The sequence below is a fragment of the Klebsiella sp. K5-306 genome (genome assembly GCF_051835185.1).
Taxonomy (GTDB): Bacteria; Pseudomonadota; Gammaproteobacteria; order Enterobacterales; family Enterobacteriaceae; genus Klebsiella; species Klebsiella oxytoca.
The window spans coordinates 12,681-29,328 of record NZ_JAIFJY010000008.1; the positions used below are offsets into that span (position 1 = coordinate 12,681).

General features: G+C 41.2%; 16 protein-coding genes. All 16 read left to right on the top strand.

Features of this window, described 5'->3' with window-relative positions; translation table 11 throughout:
- Positions 1 to 46: 46 nt before the first annotated feature.
- The 16 genes from K2184_RS13775 (at position 47) to K2184_RS13850 (ending at position 16,512) form a co-directional block, all read left to right on the top strand.
- Positions 47 to 1,693 (top strand): ShlB/FhaC/HecB family hemolysin secretion/activation protein, encoded by a 1,647-nt coding sequence (locus K2184_RS13775; protein ID WP_163524594.1) that lies wholly within the window; start codon positions 47 to 49, stop codon positions 1,691 to 1,693.
- A gap of 18 nt (positions 1,694 to 1,711) precedes the next feature.
- Positions 1,712 to 2,080 (top strand): holo-ACP synthase, encoded by a 369-nt coding sequence (acpS, locus tag K2184_RS13780; protein WP_004099485.1) that lies wholly within the window; start codon positions 1,712 to 1,714, stop codon positions 2,078 to 2,080.
- A gap of 18 nt (positions 2,081 to 2,098) precedes the next feature.
- A complete protein-coding gene (locus tag K2184_RS13785; RefSeq protein ID WP_163524596.1) occupies positions 2,099 to 2,854 on the top strand; it encodes an SDR family oxidoreductase in 756 nt (251 codons plus the stop codon).
- Positions 2,855 to 2,857: 3 nt separating this feature from the next.
- Positions 2,858 to 3,406, top strand: coding sequence for a 3-hydroxyacyl-ACP dehydratase FabZ family protein (locus tag K2184_RS13790; protein ID WP_024273836.1), 549 nt, complete (start codon positions 2,858 to 2,860; stop codon positions 3,404 to 3,406).
- A 19-nt stretch (positions 3,407 to 3,425) separates the two neighbouring features.
- Positions 3,426 to 3,707 carry an acyl carrier protein gene (locus K2184_RS13795; protein WP_004099489.1) on the top strand — a complete coding sequence of 94 codons (282 nt, stop codon included), beginning with the start codon at positions 3,426 to 3,428 and terminating at the stop codon, positions 3,705 to 3,707.
- 31 nt (positions 3,708 to 3,738) lie between these two features.
- A complete protein-coding gene (locus K2184_RS13800; RefSeq protein ID WP_004099490.1) occupies positions 3,739 to 4,899 on the top strand; it encodes an aminomethyltransferase family protein in 1,161 nt (386 codons plus the stop codon).
- An 81-nt stretch (positions 4,900 to 4,980) separates the two neighbouring features.
- Positions 4,981 to 7,542, top strand: coding sequence for a beta-ketoacyl-[acyl-carrier-protein] synthase family protein (locus K2184_RS13805; RefSeq protein WP_163524598.1), 2,562 nt, complete (start codon positions 4,981 to 4,983; stop codon positions 7,540 to 7,542).
- A 4-nt stretch (positions 7,543 to 7,546) separates the two neighbouring features.
- Positions 7,547 to 8,767 carry a beta-ketoacyl synthase N-terminal-like domain-containing protein gene (locus K2184_RS13810; RefSeq protein WP_004099492.1) on the top strand — a complete coding sequence of 407 codons (1,221 nt, stop codon included), beginning with the start codon at positions 7,547 to 7,549 and terminating at the stop codon, positions 8,765 to 8,767.
- Positions 8,768 to 9,730, top strand: a complete 963-nt coding sequence (locus K2184_RS13815) for a hypothetical protein (protein ID WP_004099493.1) — start codon at positions 8,768 to 8,770, stop codon at positions 9,728 to 9,730.
- 76 nt (positions 9,731 to 9,806) lie between these two features.
- Positions 9,807 to 10,451: an ABC transporter ATP-binding protein gene (locus K2184_RS13820; RefSeq protein WP_373332936.1), complete on the top strand. Its 645-nt coding sequence runs from the start codon at positions 9,807 to 9,809 to the stop codon at positions 10,449 to 10,451.
- Positions 10,435 to 11,079: a hypothetical protein gene (locus tag K2184_RS13825; protein ID WP_004099495.1), complete on the top strand. Its 645-nt coding sequence runs from the start codon at positions 10,435 to 10,437 to the stop codon at positions 11,077 to 11,079. The genes K2184_RS13820 and K2184_RS13825 overlap by 17 nt, the downstream gene beginning before the upstream one ends.
- Positions 11,080 to 12,390: an ABC transporter permease gene (locus tag K2184_RS13830; protein WP_004099496.1), complete on the top strand. Its 1,311-nt coding sequence runs from the start codon at positions 11,080 to 11,082 to the stop codon at positions 12,388 to 12,390.
- A gap of 9 nt (positions 12,391 to 12,399) precedes the next feature.
- A complete protein-coding gene (locus K2184_RS13835) occupies positions 12,400 to 13,188 on the top strand; it encodes an outer membrane lipoprotein-sorting protein (protein WP_163524600.1) in 789 nt (262 codons plus the stop codon).
- The gene (locus tag K2184_RS13840; RefSeq protein WP_064355442.1) at positions 13,185 to 14,573 is read left to right on the top strand and encodes a hypothetical protein; all 1,389 of its coding nucleotides are present in this window, start codon (positions 13,185 to 13,187) and stop codon (positions 14,571 to 14,573) included. Before K2184_RS13835 ends, K2184_RS13840 begins: the two co-directional genes overlap by 4 nt.
- Positions 14,574 to 14,582: 9 nt before the next feature.
- Positions 14,583 to 15,515: an ACP S-malonyltransferase gene (locus tag K2184_RS13845; RefSeq protein ID WP_163524602.1), complete on the top strand. Its 933-nt coding sequence runs from the start codon at positions 14,583 to 14,585 to the stop codon at positions 15,513 to 15,515.
- 10 nt (positions 15,516 to 15,525) lie between these two features.
- Complete coding sequence (locus K2184_RS13850) at positions 15,526 to 16,512, top strand: hypothetical protein (RefSeq protein WP_135800027.1); 987 nt, start codon at positions 15,526 to 15,528, stop codon at positions 16,510 to 16,512.
- Positions 16,513 to 16,648 lie beyond the last annotated feature (136 nt).

Sequence of the window (16,648 nt, forward strand, 5' to 3'; positions counted from 1 at the left end):
GGTAAAGGCAGCAAGGGATTGCTGCTTTTACCTGTCAGGAAACGAAATGGATATTCGATATATTTTCAGCGCGGCCTTGATATTAATGAGTTTCAGCTCGAAGACGTTTGCAGACATGCCGCTCGGGCGTATGATAAAAGAACAACAGAGTAATGATAATACATCAATCAAAGAACGGAAGATTGAAAAAAAAGATGTTTTTTCGCAAGCCGTACAGGAAATAGCGGTGGATAGCGATTTTCCACAAGAGACGCCATGCTATGATATTGACGAGCTTATTCTCGAAAATGACTTCCTGAACGATCGCTGGATCCAAAAAATTAAAAAAAGAATCACCGGTAAGTGTTTGGGGGTCAAAGGATTACAAAAAGCAGCTGTCGTTTTGCAGGATCACTTTATAAATTCCGGGTACATAACAACCCGAGTCGAGATACCTTCTCAGGATCTTTTGACTAAAAAACTAAAGCTGCGAGTTATTCCTGGGCGAATATCACAAGTTATTATATCTGATAATGATATAAGTACATGGGGGTTGCCCTTTAAGGAAGGAGATATTCTGAATGTCAGGGATATTGAGCAGGGGCTGGAAAATATACAGAGGACGCCTTGGGTTGATGTTAAGATAAATATCATACCTGGCGTTAACAACGGTACCAGTGAAGTTGAGATTAAACCTCAGCGTACTAAAAGATGGAATTTAAGAACAACATATAACAATATTGGTGATAAAAGTACTGGCAACCAACTCTTAGGGACAACCGGTTATGTTTATAATTTAACGAAATCTAGCGATCTTTTTTATTTGGCCGGTACCAGTAGTCAGACAGGAGGGTATAAAAATGTTAGCACCTACTATAGTATCCCTTTTGGATACTCTGAATTAAGCCTTTTTTATAGTAGTAGTAAATCAAAACAGAGTATTGATGTTGGCCCCTATGATTTTGACTATGTGGGGAAGACGCAGTACTTCAGCCTTAAGGGATCACGAATGCTGCATCGTGATGCGAGTTCAAAGCTTTCCGCCAATGCAGAACTTATCAGACGCAAGTATGATTATACATTAGGGGGGGAAGAATTAGTTTTACAAAAACGCGATATGAGTAATTTGAAGCTCGGGGTAAATTACAAGAAAAATTTCCCCGGGGCCGTATTAGATTCCAGTTTAAGCTGGCAGCGTTTTATCAAGGCCTTAGGAAGTACAGAAACGCCGGATATGCGTAACGGAGATGTAAGTCGCCAGAGTCAGATCATGAATCTGAATGTGAATTATATGAAATGGCTAACTTCATTACCTGTTGATGCTTATTATGAACTTAATCTCGGTGTACAGTATACGCCGGATAATCTTACTCTACAGGATCAGCTTACTATAGGCGACCGTTGGAGTGTTCGTGGCTTTGATGATAGTGGAGGAATTTATGGTAATAAGGGATTTTATATACAGAACACGCTCAATCTTATTACAGGTTATAAAAACATAACTCCCTATTTTGGTCTGGATTATGGCCAAATCATCGGTAAGGTCCCGGTGCAGGAGATTGAGAGTAAAAAAATAATGGGCGGCATAACCGGTTTAAAAGGAGTTGTTTATGGTTTGGAGTACGATTTATCCTTATCGAGCCCTTTTGTCTACCCCGATAATTTAAATGTAGATAAGTATAAAGTTAAGTTTAACTTTAATTACCAATTATAACTATCGTAGCGATAAATCATGCGTGTTGGTACGGATATTGTTGAAGTGGAAAGAATTATTCAGGCCTTGACGAACAGCAATTCTTGCTTTTTACAGAGAGTGTTTACTCATGCTGAGATTAATAAAATTAACCCGCACGACCCAAATTATGAGCGCGCTTCTGGGTTCTGGGCGGCAAAAGAATCAATTGTAAAAGCAGTAGGTTATGGGTTTAACAATAAAATCCGCTTTCATGATATTGAGGTCACGCATGATGAATATGGAAAGCCAGCGTTTTTGATAACCGGAAGACTGAAGGAAATCCTCGATGAGCAAGGAGTTGCTAATATCTCCTTAAGTATCTCTCATTGCCGTACTCATGCAATCGCAGTGACTATTCTTTGTTAATTAAGGTGATCAATAGATATGTATAATTATAATGACCTCGTTGATAAAACCGTATTAGTCACAGGCGCCAGCGGTGATATCGGTCACGCCATTTGCGGCAAATTTCTTGAGCAAGGATGCGTCGTTTATGCACTTTACTGCACCAATAAAGCGCAGTTGAAGGAGCTTCAATCACATCATCCTGCTGGAAAAAAACTTCATCTCCTGCAGGGGGATCTATCGAATCAGGAAGATGTTGCGGCCATATGTGCACAATTATCCAGTGATAAAGGAAAACTGGATGTTTTAGTGAACAATGCAGGAATAGTGAAAGATAACCTCTTTGCTGCTATGACTTTTGATGATTTTAGCTCTGTTATTAATACTAATCTTCTGGGGCTTTTTCGCTTGACTAAAGAGGTCTTACTTTTGTTACGTTCGGCCCAGAACCCTGCAATCATTAATGTTGCATCTATTGCTGCTATTGTTCCGAGTATTGGTCAGGTTAATTATAGCGCTTCCAAAGGTGCCATTTTAAGTTTCACACGAACGCTGGCCGCTGAGCTTGCGCCACGGGGCGTACGAGTAAATGCCGTTGCGCCGGGAATGATCGAATCAAAAATGGTTAAAAAAGTGTCTCGTACGGTAGTGCGTGAAGTCACTAATTCAATTCCGCTTAAGCGCCTTGGGAAATGTGAAGAAGTTGCAAATACTATTGTTTATTTGAGCTCTTCTGCTTCAAGTTATATTGTCGGGCAAACCATCGTCATTGATGGTGGTATGGTTATGCGGTGATATATGTCAAAATTTAAGATCCCGACAAAAGTTTTTCTGGCTATGGGTGGGTGGCGCCAGCCATTGTTAATGGTAGATAGAATCGATGATTTTAAGTATGGCGAGAATGGGTATGTTAAAGTGATAAAGCATGTCACTTATAATGAACCGTATCTTCTTGGCCATTTTCCTGAAGATCCTATCATGCCAGGGGCTATTATTTCGGAGATATTTGGCCAAGCTAGTGAATATTTCTCTTTTTTGTGTGACATTTGCGATATTTATCAACTACGCACAGGGCGAGAATTTCTAACTCTGCGTGATATCCACACATATATAGATCAACCTGATATGCTTGAAGTTATACATAAGCGTCGGGCACAGGTACGTGGAGTACTGGCTGCGCAAAATTTGAAGTTTAAAGCCTCAGCTTATCCGGGGGATACTATTGAAGTGGTAAGTAAACTCGCGTTTTCTGACAATAATGGCTTTAAACATTACTCGGTTATTGCCAATGTAGGTAAGAAAATTATAAGCCAGGGCACCATTATCAATTTTCGGGAAGTTTTATAATTTATCGTAAGGGAATGTTATGACTGATATTAATGAGAAGATCGATCAAAGAAAATCAATACTTGTGACTATAAAAGCGGAGCTTATTCATCGGCTTAATATTCAACGTGAAGAGCATCAAATTGATGACGATACTCCTTTGTTTGGTAATGGACTGAAGTTGGACTCTGTTGATGCGACGGAGATTATCGTCATGCTTGATAAGGCTTTTAACATTCAAGTGCAAGAAGGGGATGATCCATCATATATGAGAAGTATTAATAGCCTTGCTTCATTTATTATTCAGAAAAAACATTCCTGATGTCAATCATGTTAATTTATAAAGGTGTTTTATGAGCTCGCTTTTCGATTTACATTTAGAAGATAATGCTGTGATGGGCAATTATAACAACCGGAGCATACCTTCATCCTATCATGATATTTTAGATGAATATAAAGCGGTGAGAGAGAATGCTTTGCTGGTCGACTACTCTCATATGGCCATTGTTAGCGTAACAGGTGAAGATGCATGGATTCTTGTAAATCACATTGCCTCTGCTGACATTTCAATTGTACGAGATGAACAAGGAATTTATTCACTCGTCTTGAATGACGACGGGACTATCCTTGGTGATATGTATGTGCTGTGTGCTATGGATGGTTATTATATATTGTCTGAAAATATTTCTGTTGCCAGGATTATAGAAGTCCTTAAGTTCGCAGCGGAAAAATATGATGATTTAGGTATTCAGGAGATCCCGGAAATAAAATCCATGGAAGACGATAACTGGGGGGCTATCATGCTTGAAGGGCCATATTCCTGGGAGTTGATGTCCGAGATCTATGGATATGATATCATCGGTCTTCCTTATTGCGAATACATGAATACTGAAGATGACTTAATTGTCTTCCGCTGCGGTAAGCATGGGGAGTTTGCCTATCAAGTAATTGGCCCTCAAAGTTTACTCGTTGAACTATGGGTTAAATTACAAAAGATAGGAGTTAAGTACTTACTTAAAACTGGCGGTTTGGATTACCAGCGTATAGTTCGCGTAGAAAATCCTGGCTGGGATCAAAGCATTTACGCAGAATATTCAACAAACCCTGTCGAATTACAATTGCAGTGGGCTATCCAGTATGACAAGGAAGATTTCATCGGCAAAGCTGCTGTTGAGCTGATGTCTGCCCAGAGTGCTGCTCGCAAAGTTGTTGGCATTGTTCCGTGCGTTAATTGCGCGTCGCTTAGCAAGGATGATAAAATCCTTGTTAATGGGCAGACCGTTGGGTTTATTATTAATGCTGTATATTCTCCGGCTGCGCAAAGTTGGATAGCGTTGGCGTTTATTAATACCCCTTATGCACTATCAGACATCGACGGTTACATAATAAAAACAGCGCACGGTGATATTGCGGCAAAAACTAAAACTTTACCATTTATATATAATTTCAGTTTGCTGGTTAACCCGACAACGCATAGCTATATTGATCCATCGAAAGCGAAAAGTGTTTTATAAAGCATAGAGTATTAAAGTTAACTTGCTAAACACGGTCGTTATTTTTTATTTGCTGTTTAAATCAAGGGTTTTCCGGATATTATGAAAACAAACAGGAAAAGAGTAGTTATTACAGGGATGGGCATCCTGTCATCTCTTGCGGATAATATTGAGGATTTCAGGCTAGCCCTGCTACAGAAGGAAAATGGTATTACTGATAGCGCACGTTTTTCAGAATGGTTTGAAAACGCACGGGCGGCCGAAGTACTACATGAAATCGATTGTCCTGAATTATCTGAGGAGATTATTGCCTCGCTCGATAACGCTGCGCTGTGGGCATATAAGGTTGGCAGGGACGCGTTGATACAGGCCGGCCTGGTTAACTGCCCTCGTTGCCTTGATGAGATGGGCTTAATAGTTGGCGTTTCCTCTGCGGGTACAGAAGCCTTCCTGCCGCTTTTTGAGCAGCGAATTCAGGATTTTTCCTTACGTAAGGCGATGTATTCCGGTGGCTTCTCTTCCTGCTGTTCCAGCGTTTCGACATTGTTAGGGCTGAAAGGTGGAGTCGAACTTGTTGCCACGGCCTGTACAGCAAGCCCTAATGCCGTAGGTATGGCATTCGATTATATTCAGAATGGCAAGAGTAGCGCTATGCTGGCAGTTGGGACGGAGCCGATCTATTTACCGACCTTTGCTGGCTTTTATGCTCTCAATGTCATGCATCCCGTATCCTGTTCACCTTTCTCTGGCCAATCCGGTATGTCAATTGGCGAGGGGGCGGGGGCTATTGTACTGGAAGAGTATGAACACGCCATTGCACGCGGCGCTACCATCTATGGCGAGATTCTTTCTTATGCCACATCCTGCGACGCTTACCACGAAACAGGGCCCGATCCGCGAGCCAGCGGAGCAGTACAAGTTATGTTAAAGGCCATGGCTAATGCGGGGATTACACCCGATCAGGTTGATTATATTAATGCGCACGGAACAGGTACTGAAGCTAACGATCAAATCGAAACGTTGGCGATGAAAAAAGTGTTTCGCGACATTGAAAATATTCCGATCAGTTCTACGAAATCCTACTTTGGCCATAATATTGGCGCTGCCGGAATCGTTGAACTTATAGCTTGCCTGGTCACTTTGCCTGACCAACAGGTACTACCTACCCTTAATTTCACTGAGGCACGGCCTAACTGCGATCTGGATTACGTCCCGAATGAGTTCGTAAAAAAAGATATTAATATCTTTATGAAGAATAACTATGCATTCGGGGGTAACAACTGCTGCATGATTGTAAGCACCAGGCCGGGCTCGGTTCCGGTGACTTCATATGAGGCCAAAAGGGTAGCGATAACTGGCATAGGAGCTGTATCCGCTATTGGGCATCGTATCAATGAAATACTTACGAATATTAGTCAAATTGAAAGCAGCGCCGTCGAGCTTGAGGTGATCATTTTCCCTCAAGATGTATTAATTGAAGCTGAAGAGCTGCTGCATGTTTTAATAAAGAGCAGGCAGTTTGAGGAGCTTTTTGGGGCAAATTATGGCATTGCCAGCTGTGAAGCATCGCATGAACCATCCACCTTTAAAACTTTCCAGGTCAAAGGGCTTGAGCCGCGTAAACACCTGCGTCGCTTCGATTCGCGTAAGGCTACTCGCGGCGGTACCTTCGCGCTAATTGCGCTTACGGAAGCGCTAAATATGGCTAAGCGACGTATTAAGCGCGATGGAGAAGAACTCGGTCTGGTTATGGGCATGGCGCGCGGGCCACAAGAGACAACTTATAAATATTTGCAGAGTCTGAAGCCAGACCCTGGAAAGGTACGTACGTCGGAGTTTCCTGGTTCACTGATGAATGCGATTGCAACTTTTTGCGGTATTTCTGAAGGGGTAAAAGGGTACACCACTACTCTTGCAACCGGTGAAAATGCGGCTCTTGGCGCATTAACTTATGGTTATGAGATCATTCGCCAGCAGCTTCAGCCGCAAGTTATTGTCGGGGGCGCTGATGAGTATTTCCCTTCCATGTCTCTATACATGGATGGGGTGACGCAGAAGATTCACGCGGCATCTGATGTCAGGGACTATCAGGTCTATGCTAAAGAAGCGAAGGGCTACGTACCTGGCGAAGGCGCCTGTATGTTAATGCTCGAAGATCTGCTTGCGGCCGCTGCGCGCGGCGCTGAGGTTTTAGCGGAAGTTGTCGGGTATGGTAAATCATGCAACAACAGCTATTTTGATGTTACTCAAATTGATGAAAAATCCAGCGCAATGGCCTTAGCCATCGAACGCGCGCTTAATGATGCAGGAATTTGTGCCAGAGATATCGATTTGGTGTGTGGCACCAGCAACGGAAGCATTGAGAATTCAACAATTGAGTTGAATGCCATATATGAATCATTTCGTCAGGTTAATCCAATAGTCCCGGTAGTCAACTACAACGCCTTTTTTGGCTTCGTGGCTTCGTGTGCAGGCTTGTTGAATCTGATCATACTTCTTGATTGTATTAAAAAGCAGGCAGTTCCTGCTATACCGTATACCAGTGACTTTGTTGATCAGCGTATAAATTTTGTGCGTCAGCCTCTGAATATCAAAATTAAATATGTATTGCTGGTAGGGGCGACGGAAGGCGGCAACTATTACGCAATTATTATCAAAGGATAATACGATGGACAGGAAGTCTATTATTTCTGGTTATAGCGTTCATTTACCATTTGCCGATGATGGTTCACAGCTCATTGCAAATCTGAAACAGGGAAAGCGTGTCAAAACCGCGCCTTGGTTCAAGTCGAATGATGAAGCTATTAAATGTGGGCTTCGTGGTAATGTCAATGTTGCAAAGATGAAATATAGTAATGATAGCATTCCTGAATTACTCTATCGCCTAATTGATGAGGCCTTAAGGCAGTCAATGCTGGATGAGAATTGTCTTCGAGAAGATAATATCAGAGTCTATATTACTGGTATAGGGCCTCGAGTTGATGCTATAGATTATCGTTCTTTCGCTACTTATAATGATATTGAAGATCTCGCGCTGACTCCTTCAATAACCAATTTATGCGCCAAAAATATGTCTCAGGATATAATTGCAGAGCTTTTGGCTAAAAAATATCGTTTGCGGTATCTACCACCGAATATTAATTGCACCAGTAACTCCGGGCTTACAGCCGTTCATCTGGCAAGCCATGCAATTGAGCGCGGTGGTATAGAGCTTGCTCTCATTATTAATATATCCCAGGTAAAATCTCAGGATATTTGGTTTCTCTCAACTCAATCAATGTTGGATACGGATCTTGTTCAACCGTTTGGTGTAAATAGCAAAGGGGTGATCTTTGCTGAAGGTTATAGCGTTCTGGTACTTGAAAGTGACCATCATCGCCTGGCTCGACAACTTGTTGATGGAGTGAGTATCAAGACGGCTTATAAACAGATTAATGCCAGTAGAAGTAACGATGTTTACTGGCAGAGTACCTGTATATTAAAACTAGTCAACCAACTCTTGAATGATACGAGAGTTAAAATTGAGGACGTGTGCGCTTTTATCCCTCATGGTAATGGTACAGCGTTCAGTGACAGCATTGAAGCGAAAGCTATTGCTATTCTGGCAGGGGAGAATATGCTACCAGTCCTCGCTTACAAAGGGCAAATAGGTTATACCGCTACTGGTTCTGGATTGGTAGATTTAATAATTGGTCATCATTCAGTAAGTTGTCATGAGTTAATAAAACCGGTAATTAATGAACCCATTGTTAATGGTATAGCTCACCACTTTCTTACCGGGCCGGGAGTAATAAAACATCACAAGAGTCATTTGCTTAAAACCGGCTTAGGGGTAGATGGTTCTATTATCGCAGCTTTGCTGTCCAATACCGCCAGGGAAGCTAGCTAAATGGATGATGCTATGCATTTATTATCGTTGTCTCTTATGGAGCCCGAGGCACCTTTATTTTTATACAGTCCCAGTTGGCTAAATGTTTGGGAAGCACATTCCTATGATATAGCTTTGAAAAATACCGATACAAATAGCTGGGCTTTTAAACGATTTGGTACTCGCGCAGATGCCTATGACAAAGAAGTAGTGAACAGAACTAATTACATGGCGTATATCTCTGCGTTAGAAAAAGTATCCGATGTCGCAATGCAGGCGTTGCCTCAGAAGGAACGTATGCTATTGATGAAATCACGAACTGCTTTTATCTATGTTGACTCATGGGGAGAAGCGGCTGGCTTTGAATATGATATAAGTACGCTGCATTTATCTACCATTGATACACTACCAAAAAATTTAGTAAAAAAGTTTTCTGTAGATAATGTGACATGCAAAATCCGCGGTGAAAAAAATGCGCTGATTCAGGCAATGCGCCTGGCGCAAGACTATTTAAGCTGGGATATCTTTGATTTTGTCATTGTTTGTGGTGGTTATCGTGCCATACCATTGTTAGCGTTTACCGCAACAAATATTAATCCTCGTAGTAAAATGAAAGAATCTCGAAAAATTCCTGGGATGAATTTATCAATCGAACGCGTAGGATGTTTTATTTTCAGTCAAACAACTGGTGATCTAAAAGTAAACTGCGGGCCCTATTTTAGCGCAGACTCATCACAGTATCAAAAAAATTATGCATCAGATATTGATCTGGTTGCATTTTCCGGCAGGGCCAGTTCGATAACGCCATTTTTTAACCATCCTGTAAAATTACTCGATCTTGAAAAGAAATATGGTTCTAGTGGTTGCATAACGCCTGCTTTGAGCTGGCATCATATTTTTCAGCACGCTTTTAAGGGTGGTCGCATGAGAACAATCTTGCCCGATTATAATGGCGGCTTAACTTATTTTGATACCTGGTATTAACCATGAGGCCACAGTGAGAGCTAATATTAAAGAATTGCCAGCTATTTCTTTGCATGGTATTTATAAAAATTATGGAATGGGCGAGAACGAGGTTGTTGCACTTAAAAATATCAATGTTGATATCGCTGCTGGCGAGTTTATGGCTTTATGTGGGCCTTCTGGGAGTGGTAAAAGCACATTGTTAAATATATTATCCGGAATTGATAAACCCTCCGCAGGGCATGTTTTCTTTCTCAATAAAAATATGAATGCATTGACAGAGAGAAATCTGGCAGCAATACGTAGTAAGCATCTGGGATTTATTTTCCAGTTCTTTAATTTAATCCCGGTACTTAACGTGTTTGATAATGTTTTTTATCCATTGATACTTAATGGCCATTTCGATGCCAGAACTGCAAAGGAGCGAACCCTCCATTTTCTGAATAGCGTGGGTTTATCCGGCCTGGAAGACCGGAAACCGGGGCAGCTATCTGGCGGGCAACAACAGCGTGTCGCCATAGCAAGAGCACTCGCACATGAACCTCAGATTGTCGTTGCAGATGAACCTACGGGAAATCTCGACCTGGCGACGGGAGACGCAATTCTGGATCTTTTACTAGATATCAATCATCAAACGGGCACCACTTTTATTATATCGACCCACTCCACCCAGCTAACGGAACGTGCGCGCCGAGTGGTGGAAATCCGTGATGGAGAATTAGCTTATGATTCATATGAATAATTTCTTCAGGTTACTGTGCCTGAGCCTGTCTCTGGTTATTGTAGCCGCCACGGCGGCTCCCACTTATACGCCTGTAGTTGAAAGCATACTCCATAATGGGTTTCCAACTCAGCCTGACGTGTTAGCAAAAACTACTCAATCTCTATCCGATGAGTTCAAAAAGACCGGAAATATTGCTTCGCTGGTTTTTTATGCCTACGGGATGTTGAGGCAAGCAAACTATTTTTTGGCCACTAATGATATTATTAAGGCTTCAGAGTATGCTAAAACAGGCTTCTTTTATCTCGATGAAGCTGTGGATTTAAATCAAAACATACCACTCATCAGATATCTGCGTGCCAAGGTCGATGCGTACCTACCCGCCGAGTTGGGACGCTGCGTTATTACCCTCGAGGACACAGACATACTGCTAAAACAAGAATTAAGTAGCAGAATTCGAGATAACGTCAATGATATGCGCTACAGAGCATTTTATAACTGTAAACTTTATCAACAGGCTGGCCAATTATTATCAATATTACAGGTGGATAATCCAAATAAAAAAATTGATATGGCTTATAACGGTTCATCTACCTGGGAACTTGATGAAGTTACGCAAATTATTATACCCCTTATGAGGGCCAAATAAATGTCAATGAATATGATCTTTGTAAATGGTTTTGTGCTTATAATTGTTTTATTTATCATCTATTGTGTCGTTTTCCGCTTCCGTGATGCTAAGTTTTCTTTTTTGAATTTATTAAGGCATCGCAGAAGAACTTTGTCAACAATTTGTGCGATAATTCTTGGTGGTGTTGCCATATTTTTATATGGCGGCTTTATTAATTATTCTTTCTGGATTCTCCAGCAGCAAACAATCCGCACAAACATTGGTCATGTACAAGTTTATAACAAGGAGTACTTTGATACTGCAAACAAGAGTAAACATCTCATCAATAATTATGCTGCTCTAAAAAATGATATTATGCATAATTCTTCGCTAGCTAATGATATATCCACCCTTTCAGGGCAGCTTGAGTTTACAGGAGTTATTTCTCAATATGAAAATGAAACCTCAAGCTATTTTTCTGCTCAGGGGGTCGAGCCTTTACCTGCCTTGAAACTGGGTGCCTTTGATAAAATCATTTTAGGCAGTGATTTATCGCGCGTAAAACGTAATGAAATCACAATAGGCAGCGGGCTGGCAAAAACTCTTGCCGCGGGTTATGGCGACTGGCTTGATGTGATGGTAGTTAATACATCAGGTGGCCAGGGAGCTTTATCGTTAAAATTGCGTGGGATATTTGCATCCGGTATTAAAGATTATGATGATGTAGCATTGAAGGTTCCGCTAGATACAGCACAAAGGATTATGGGCACAGATGGCGTGAGTAAAGTACTTATATTGCTGAATAATAATAATGTTGATGAATTTATAGTTAAGTTGAATAAATATATTGTTGACAATAAGTTGCCGCTGGTTGTGAAGGACTGGAAAGAAACATCTATTTTTTATCAACAGGTCGAGGGAATGCTCTCAGGCATATATTTCTTTATCAAACTTATTGTCGCGCTTATTGTCGTGTTTATGATTGGTAATTCAATAACGATGAATATTGCTGAGAGAACGCGTGAAATAGCCACCCTGAGAGCCATTGGTCTTGAGGCCTCCCATGTGACATTATTATTTTGGCTGGAAGGTGTTTTTATTGGCGTGTTTGGTGCCATGGGGAGTGTTTTGGTGGGATATTGTTTAGCTGCGATGATCAATGTTTATGGGATTGCTATGCCGCCATCCCCGGGTCAATCGATAGGATATACTGCGTTTATTAAGATCGATAATGTCGAGCTTTTCTGGACTACGCTGGTTTTACCGATTTTAACATCAGCTCTTGCGTCTGTTCTTCCTTCGTATCGCGCATCACGGCTCAATATTTCTGCGGCGTTTAAATATTCCTGAGGAATGAGTATGAAACACCTGAAACTGCGCTTACTTATTCTTATTACTTTTTTTTCTTCGTCCTGGGTAATAGCCGAGACTCCGGCACCTCAGGCTATAGATATTATACGTTTGGCTGATGATATACGTTCGCCTAATGTACCTTTCCGCTATACGGTAACTGTTCTTGAATATAAAGAGGGTGGCGAGCAGCCGGAGAGTAAACAAATTCTCGATGTGTCAATGCGTTTTATGAAACCTGAAAATGGCTCGCGGGCAGATGCGCGTTCTTTAGTCCGGTTTATTTATCCTCCACGGGATAAAGGGAAGATTATGCTTTCTGATTGGTACGATCTCTGGTTTTATACACCTGAACTACGAAAACCGATACCTATTTCACCGGCACAAAGGTTGAGTGGCCAAATCTCAAATGCAGACGTTATCGTCACTAATTTTGAGTACGCCTACGATTCTACAATCGAAGGTACTGAACCTTGCGGACAGAAAGTCTGTTATAGACTATCACTGATACGCAAATCGGATAAGGTAACTTATCCAAAGGTGATATACCTTGTAGAACAAGGAGATGATTTCAGGCCTTACCAGGCATCTTATTACTCCCTTGATAACCAATTGCTCAAAAAAGTCTCCTATAAAAATTACCAGAAAATTTTAGATAAATATCGGCCATCTGAAATTGTCGTACAGAGTGCTCGATATGCAAAAGGCTATTCAGTGATGAAATATAGTAACGTAAGACTGGAAAAATTACCTGAGTATTTTTTTACAAAAGAGGCGATATTAAGGGGGGGGCAATGAAAATATCTCTCTACGTCCTTATTCCCTTTTTTACTTTAGTCTCTACCTTGGTTCAGGGACACTGTCTGTCCGCAAGTGTGTTGCAAGATAATATGGATGTTACTTTGGCAGCGCAGATTTCATATGTAAATAAAGAACCGTCAATCTGGAAAATTGATGGTCGCAATCCGTACGTGGCCGACAATGTTTATAATGATATTGCGTTAGGCATAAAAGGTCAGTGCGATCTAGTGGATAATAATCTCAATATGGATTTTTCATTTTATTCTTTAGGTTATTATCCGATTCGCAGTCCCGGAGTCTTTGAAAAAGATAAAAATCGTGCAAGAATAATGATAGATCGACTGCGTTTTACCTATGCTTTATCTGATACAACACGCCTGGAAGGAGGGAAGCTGAGACCTTCAAAAGGGGCCTTTTTCTTAAGATCCCCCGCTACATTGCTGACAAATTATTATTCCGGTTTTAAAACAAACCGAATATATGGGCCAGCAATGGAATCAGCTTATAGCGAATCATTTTGGGGGGGTACATTATCTAAAGAGTATCAGGATTATAATTTTTTACTTACGCTAGCTCCCAGATTGAGCAGTATCGATAAGTACTATGAATCATCAGGCAACTGGTCTGCAGCACAACGCTCAAATAGCGAAGAGCGTTACCTATTAACTTATAATGATTACCGACTAGCTAGTCATCGCCTGTCCGCTAATTTACTATTAGGCGATAATCCGGCGTTTTCATTATCAGAACTATATAATTATACATCACAGTTTTTAATTAATGCTGAGTTTTCCTGGCATAAAGGCCAGCAGTGGCGTCACTTCTCAAATGATAAAAAAGAGGCCGTACTGGCTGGCGCATTTCCATCCTCACTCTATTCTGTGGAGGATAAACAAGGCGTTGAGTTTGCGCTTGGCGGGCAGTATACAACTGATAGCTTTAGCGTATTCGGCTTAGAATACTATTTTCAGAGTGAGGGATATTCGAAAAAGGCCTGGCAGGAGCAGATTGATTTCATTCGCTTGATGGGATACAGGACTGGCTACGATTTTTTAGACCGGGCGTTTGATAGCTATAAGTATCTTATGGCCTCAGAGATTGGTAACACTTCAAATAAAGGCATGCTGTTATCCAAACATTACTTTAATACCTATTTTAGTCTGCGTAATCATGACCAGTCCACCCTGCAACCCTATGCAATGATAAATATAGCGGATGGCAGCGTATTATTTGGGGCCCATTTTATTAAACCCTTGCAAGGTAAGTGGGCGCCGTTTGAGTTATATGCCGGCGCATACAGCTCCCTGGGAGGTTCTGAATCAGAGTTTGCGCTATTTGGTGAAACACTAAGCATTTATGTCGGTTTTAAATACTATTTATAAGGATATTTTATGGTATCACAGCTATCAACACCTTCTGTCGCTCTTATCTTTGCAGGACAAGGTAACCCTGTTATTGGAATGGGGTCTGATTTGTGGGATCTGAATGCAGTCACAAAAAATATTTGGGACTGCGCGAGCGATATTACCCAAATTGATATTCGCCGTTTATGCGAGCGCGGGCCGATGAGTCGCCTGGTCCAGACAACGGCTCAGCAAGTTGCCGTTACGGCTATTAACGTGACGCTCTATTGCCTCTGTCTGGAAAAAATGCCTGATTTGCCAATCGTGGGTTCTTGCGGGCATAGCGTTGGCGAGTACAGCGCGCTTTTCGCTGCGGGTGCATTTAACCTGGAGGCGCTTTTTAGGATGATACATACCCGTTCAAAGATTATGAATGATTTAAGTAAAATTCATAAAGGAGCTATGCTCGCGGTTAAGGGCGCTGATTTTGAAACCTTAACTAACATGATTTCCGCATCTGGTATACCTGTCGAGGTGAGTTGTGATAACAGCTGTCGTCAGCAGGTTATCGGTGGCACGACTGCTGATCTGGGCCGTATCTCACAGATCCTTTATGGTGCCGGTTTAGAGGCGGTTAAACTGGGGGTTAGCGGCGCATGGCATACGCGTCTGATGGCCGATGGTGTTCAGATGATGCGCGATTTTTTGCAAAAAATCGATATTTGTTCGCCTAAATACAGCGTGCTGATGAATGTTACCGGGCAAGCAGAATTCCTTCCTGAGCAGATCAAAGAAAATCTGGCTCTACATCTGACGCATACGGTGCAATGGACAAAATCTCTTGCGGCTCATTTACAGAATTCTCAGCCGGTAACTTTTCTGGAGTTCAGCAATAAAGCTTATTTAGGACAACTCCTTTATGACTTCCGGCGTTTCGCGCCAGAAAATGTCATGCATTGTAGAAAGCTGATTGGCTTGTAATGGAGGTGCTATGATCCCTGACTATTTAACATTTACTCGTTATCAGGATAAACGAGTGATTATTTATCTTTATCTTTTAACTATGTTTTTACTTTTCCTTTTCTGGAAAAACAATGGTTATAACTTATTGCCGAGTAATGTATTGAGCCTGAGCGTTATCCTGGCATTAATTGTCTTTTCTTTTATTTACGAGCTGAAAAACTATTGGGGTTATAAATGTGTCATGAAGCATATAGATTTTTCCTGTTTTCAGGGGAAAGCTATATCCTCGTATGAGGCGTTTTTGTGGCATCCGGCAGTGGTTACCTTCTCATACTTTGCGATGTTTTATCTTCTCATTACGAGCTGCCTGTCGTTTATGTCATCGGGTCATGCACTACTTTGTATTGCTATTATTTCGCCATTGGCTATTTACCTGGCGTTTAAATATGCACGTTATAGCTATGTGAAGCGAATGAAGGATTTTACTGCCCAAAAGGCAGTCTGGCGCAATCTACATCATTACGTCGGTTTTAATCTTTTTATCACCTTTTTAATGAATAGCTTGATAGTCAGCCCGTTAGCAAATGAGGATGATTTTTCTTTGGCGGATGGTTTTTTTTCAGCCAGATTAATGATAGCGATGTTTATTCTTTGCGTTATTGTTTTGTTTTTAGATATGATCTTCATCCGTCCATCGAAACGCTACATTTTTCTTGGGCGATTGTTCCTGAGGGAATTTGACTTCCATCTATCAAAGTCAATCCCCTGGCCATGGCTCTATAATAAAGCGATGTGGCTTAGATTATTCATGGTTTTAATCACTCAGTTTATTTGGATTGTATTGCTCAATGTCATTTTGGCATTTTCGGGATTGAGTATTTATTTTGAATTTTATTTTTTATCCTGCTCTCTGCCTTCATTTTTTTATTTCTATCTACATGCTTACTGGCATTGGCATAATGATTATATCGTCGCATGTGATATGTATTTTCGTTGCGATCGAATTGAACGTTAAAATGAAATAAAACTTACTAAGGAGATATGCACGACAGCATTGCAGTTTACAATCCTGAATGAGCGGATGTAGATTATATGTGAATGTTAATCTGAAAAGATGTATTGTTGAATGGATAAAGCCAGTCAGTTCCCTG